The following is a 4,488-nucleotide window of genomic DNA, read 5'->3' on the forward strand; positions in this document are numbered from 1 at the left end:
AATCCCAAAACGCAAGAAAGCGAGGTCCAACACCTCGCTTTCCTGCAAAATCGAATATTATATCAAGACCAATTCTGCTTATTTCTCAGACCGATCCGTATTCTTCACGGACGACTATCGAGCACGACTACGAATCAGAATCGGGTTCGCAACGCGCAGGCTGCGCCGCCGGATGGCGGCCGCGTCCGTTCACTCTGCGATTTGGACACGCTCGAGACCAGCTACCGTTACGATGCAGTCCACTTCAATAACACGACGGGGCGAGCTGGCATCACTACGCTGATGAAGCCTGGAATCGTGAGCTTCATTCAGAGCGGTTGACCCAACGGACGGCCTCGGATCTGGCGACCTCGGTGACGGTATGCTGGTCGCCGGGCTCTATGAGCAAGCGTACATCAGCCGGTCTCTTGCCGTCGGCGATGCGCGAAACAAGATTGATCGCGCTGGACGTGGAAACACGGTCGTCCTGGCTCTGCATCGCAATTAATAGGCGCCTTTTTGAGAGAGCATCGACATCAAGTGGAAGGACATCGCCGGTATAACCGTTGAATTCGGTAAGCTTGCGAAGGTCGGTCACAGGCGAGAGCGCAACGATCCGCTGGAAGCGCGGATCGCGGGCACTCAAGTGCATTGCGGCGAACGCCCCACGAGAGACACCGCCGACGATGGCCGTGGGGGCTGCGATGGTATCGAGGGTCGCGCTGCACTTTTGCAGGAACTGATTAAGCAGAGCTTCATGGCGATCGAGGCGATAGCGCCATCCCTCAAGTCCGGCCGGCTCGCCTGGTCTGACGTCGGCGCCATGGCACGGAATATCGACGGAGTGGATCTGAAACTGATCCGCCGGGAACGGGCAGTCTTTGATCGAGTCGGCGACTGACCCGTAGAACCAGAACACGACCGGCTTGGACGTCGCGGCAATGGCGTTTGAGACCGCAACAGTTGCGGCTATGCCGCCCAAGAGGGCTCTGCGGCTAAACATCGTTTCAAAGCTCGTTTGTAGGCAGCTGTATTTTCGAGCGGACGCGCCGCAACGATCGCGATCAAGAGCGCTGCGCTGGCGGACAGGAGGGCCGCCACAGCCGCCGCCGTGACAGATGTGGGGGCGACTGCGAGGGACAGCGAAAGCCCCAACGCAAGGACGGGAAAGTGGCTGACGTAGAGCGTATAGGAGAAATCTCCAGTCCGCGCCAACCACGCCGGATAATCGACCTCAGCCCAGTTGCGCACCAACAGCGCATAGGCAAGCAGGGCGCATCCGATCACCTGAAGGGCGGTGCCAGACCGGCTGTCGATGTAGTCGATCGGGACCGACGTGATGGAACAGGCCAGAGCCGCGGCGGCCCAAGCAGCAGCGAATATCGCGGGCCGTGTTGTGGCTTGTATGTTTGTGAGGGCGCCGAGGCACCAAATGGTGGCGAAGAACCAGAAACGGTGATGGATGGGGCCGGTCCATATGACCGCGAGCACCAGCGCCGCGCCGATGAGACGGGAGACCGGCGACCGTCCGAAGGCGAGCAGGGCAATTCCGCCGGCTGCCACGTAGAGTTTCACCTCGATGTAGAGCGTCCACAACGGCCCATCGACGACGGTCATGCCATCGTAGAGCAGCAGGCACTTTGCCAACTCGGTCCCGGAGAAGGAGAGTCCTGAGGCACGGACAGTTCCAAGCGGGGTGCCGTTCGATCCAGGCAATCCGAACGCCTGAACGATCGCGACCGTCGCGAGGATCAGGACCACGGCAAAGATCAATGGCGGATAGAGCCTGGCGACGCGGCTGAACAGATAGTCGATCGGCTCAAATCGACCGTTGCGTTTGATATTGGCCGCTATGCTTGCAGTGATGAGCCGGCCCGAAAGGAGAAAGAAGGCCAGCACGGCAAATCGAGCGGACCAGCCTGACGCCATCTCCCAGTAAGAGCCCGCGCCGTAGAGCCGCCAGACGAAGCACTGGGCTGAATGTGCGACCAGGACAACGATCGCCGCCACACCCCGCATAACGTCAAATCGTCGAGTATCCGCAAAGCTCAATTTTGGGCGCTCCAACCGCCCCAAGTCCTACCCCGCCACAACCGGCCCGTGCAAGGCCGTTAGCACGCCGGCGGCGCCCTCAAGGCCTTCCTCTCTGACATCAGGAGCCCACCCTCATGCTCGACTTGCATGGCATTTCGCGTGCCGCGTTCGATCTCGTCGTCGCCGAGGAGGTGACCGGCGAGGCCTATTACAATCGTCATTACCGCGGCCTCGAATATCCCGGCGATCAGTCCGGCCCGACCGGCGGCATCGGCTATGACTTCGGCACGCAGCGCGCTGCGCAGATCGAGGCCGACTGGCGCGGCCGGGTCTCCGATATCGAGCTGAATATCCTGAGAGGCGCGGCCGGCGTGCGCGGCGACAAGGCTGCGGCCTATGTCCGCCGCTACGGCCACGCGGTCGACATCTCCTTTGCGACCGCAATCGACGTGTTCGCCGGCCGCGACCTGCCGCGCTATCTGGCGATCCTCGAGCGCTATTGCCCTGGCGCGGGCAGCCTCGGTCCGGATTGCAAGGGCGTGCTGTTCTCGATCGCGCTCAACCGCGATGCCGCCGGCTTCGTCAAGGGCGGTCCGCGCTATGCCGAGATGCGCGAGATCCGCGCCTGCGTCGCCAGCGGCGATCTGGCGCGCATTCCCGGCCTGATCCGCTCGATCAAGCGGCTGTGGGCGCCGACCAACGGCGTTTACAAGCGGCGCGAGCATGAGGCGGTGCTGTTCGAGCATGGGCTCGCCACGCACCATCCGGACCAAACATGCGAAGCTCGAGGCGGTGCCGCTGGCGCCCGATCCCAATGTCGTGGTGCAGCTGCAAACCCGCCTGCGCGAGCTCGGCTATTTCGATGCCGGCGCGATCGACGGCAGCTTGTGCCGAAAGGCCGGACCGAGGCGGCTGGCGACCCCAGCGCAAGCCTCAATAGCGACGCGCGCGAACGCCTGGCGCGCACGCGCGATGCGCTGAAAGTGGCGAACGACCGGATCAAGGAAGGGCGCGCCTGGCACGAGGGCGTTCGGCAGACCTACGGCAGCGAGGGCGCGAAGTGACAGAAGCGGAATCCATCCAGGCTGCGCTGCGGGACTTCGCCCGAACGCTCGGCGGGCTCGAGACGACCGTCAAGTCGCTCACTTCGCAATGGCGCGACCAGGACGAAAAGGCCTCGCTCGGCCGGCGCGACATGCATCAGAAGATCGACGCGATGCGCGACGATGTCCGCAAGCTCGAGGGCCTCGTCGGCACTGCGATCGCCGACATCGCGATCATGAAACCGATCGTCGACGGCGTCCTCGAGGCGCGTCAGCAAATCGCCGGCGCGGCCAAGGCTGGCCGCTGGATCTATTGGGTGATGTCGGGCGGCGGCGGCGCGTTCGCGCTCTATGTCGCCTCGCACTTCTTCTCGGTGACGCTGAAATGAAGAGTCTCTATGAGCTGCACGGCCTCGAGGCGGGCCTGCAGAAGATCCTGATCGCCGCGGCCATAGTCGTCGCACTGCTCTCGGTGTTGGCGGCGCTTGGCCCATCCACGCCTCTTTGGCTTCAGCGAATCAAAAAATGGTCAAGGTGATCGCCGAACAAGCCCGTGAGGGCGTGGCCAAGATCGGGAGCCGCCGCAATCGCATGTTCGAGCAAGTGTTGGAACTCGCATGCCGGCGTGGGGCTCTCTGCATGCGACGGCAAGCCGCTATCGCCCCCGAGTTGAACAAAGCTTCCAAGGTGGCTGCTTGCGTCTATGTTCGATCGGAAATTGAAGTTCGCCGAATCTTGATAGCTCATTGATATCGTCGGCACAGAAGTTGTTGTCGTTGCAGGGGCGCCGATCACTCCATCGCCGTTCAGATCCTGGTGGAAACTCGTTTCGAACGAGACAATCGACGCAGCCGTTTCCGAAGAGCCGGAGACTTCGTTGCCGTTACTGTCGGTATTCCATACCGTAAAACTGCCGGTGGCTGTGTTCTTCCACGCCACCTCGTACCCGCTCGAGGTTTGTTCGGCACCGAGCAGTGTCCAGCTGGAGCCAAACTGACCCGCGATGACGACCGCCCCCCCAAACTTCAGCTCCGGTCCAGTCCCGGCGTTTCCGGCGACAGGATCCATGAAGTAATTGTTGCCGATCTGATCGAGCTTGGTGGCTCCAAACGCCTCAATCACCGTCGCGGAGGGAGACTGAGGAGGACCGATCACTCCATCGCCGTTCAAATCCTGGTGGAAACTCGTCTCGAACGAGACAATCGACGCAGCCGTTTCCGAAGTGCCGGAGACTTCGTTGCCATTACTGTCGGTGCTCCATACCGTAAAACTGCCAGTGGTTGTGTTCTTCCAGGCAACTTCGTACCCGCTCGACGTTTGTTCCGCACCGAGCAGTGTCCAGCTGGAGCCAAACTGACCCGCGATGACGACCGAGCCTCCAAATCTCAGCTCCGGTCCGGTGCCGGCGTTTCCGGCGACAGGATCCATAAAG

The 4,488-nt window shown here is 61.9% G+C and carries 5 protein-coding genes and 1 pseudogene; 3 read left to right on the forward strand and 3 right to left on the reverse strand.

Annotation, left to right across the window (positions count from 1 at the left end; all coding sequences use genetic code 11):
• Positions 1 to 321 (forward strand): hypothetical protein (locus AC629_RS48005; protein ID WP_210419205.1); only part of this gene is annotated, 321 nt, incomplete at its 5' end.
• On the opposite strand, the gene AC629_RS42505 is transcribed toward AC629_RS48005, so the two are convergent.
• Together AC629_RS42505 and AC629_RS42510 are read right to left on the reverse strand one after the other, a co-directional pair.
• Positions 305 to 961: an alpha/beta hydrolase gene (locus tag AC629_RS42505; protein ID WP_084810587.1), complete on the reverse strand. Its 657-nt coding sequence runs from the start codon at positions 959 to 961 to the stop codon at positions 305 to 307. The genes AC629_RS48005 and AC629_RS42505 overlap by 17 nt on opposite strands.
• A complete protein-coding gene (locus tag AC629_RS42510) occupies positions 949 to 1,998 on the reverse strand; it encodes an acyltransferase family protein (protein ID WP_084810588.1) in 1,050 nt (349 codons plus the stop codon). The genes AC629_RS42505 and AC629_RS42510 overlap by 13 nt, the downstream gene beginning before the upstream one ends.
• 149 nt (positions 1,999 to 2,147) lie before the next feature.
• Here AC629_RS42510 and AC629_RS42515 point away from each other — a divergent pair, with 149 nt between their 5' ends.
• Together AC629_RS42515 and AC629_RS42520 are read left to right on the forward strand one after the other, a co-directional pair.
• On the forward strand, positions 2,148 to 3,077 hold the full coding sequence (locus tag AC629_RS42515) for a lysozyme family protein (protein WP_210419206.1): 930 nt from the start codon (positions 2,148 to 2,150) through the stop codon (positions 3,075 to 3,077).
• Positions 3,074 to 3,445 carry a DUF1515 family protein gene (locus AC629_RS42520; protein ID WP_084810589.1) on the forward strand — a complete coding sequence of 124 codons (372 nt, stop codon included), beginning with the start codon at positions 3,074 to 3,076 and terminating at the stop codon, positions 3,443 to 3,445. Before AC629_RS42515 ends, AC629_RS42520 begins: the two co-directional genes overlap by 4 nt.
• A 121-nt stretch (positions 3,446 to 3,566) precedes the next feature.
• On the opposite strand, the pseudogene AC629_RS42525 reads toward AC629_RS42520, so the two are convergent.
• Positions 3,567 to 4,488: pseudogene (locus AC629_RS42525) on the reverse strand (hypothetical protein); the annotation flags it as partial.

Source organism: Bradyrhizobium sp. NAS80.1, from assembly GCF_001908205.1.
In the GTDB taxonomy this organism is placed as follows: domain Bacteria; phylum Pseudomonadota; class Alphaproteobacteria; order Rhizobiales; family Xanthobacteraceae; genus Bradyrhizobium.

What these genes read in the sequence shown, in the direction of transcription:
- AC629_RS42510 (WP_084810588.1), bottom strand. Translation starts at nt 1,998, where the DNA reads ATGCGGGGTGTGGCGGCGATCGTTGTCCTGGTCGCACATTCAGCCCAG.
- AC629_RS42515 (WP_210419206.1), top strand. Translation starts at nt 2,148, where the DNA reads ATGCTCGACTTGCATGGCATTTCGCGTGCCGCGTTCGATCTCGTCGTC.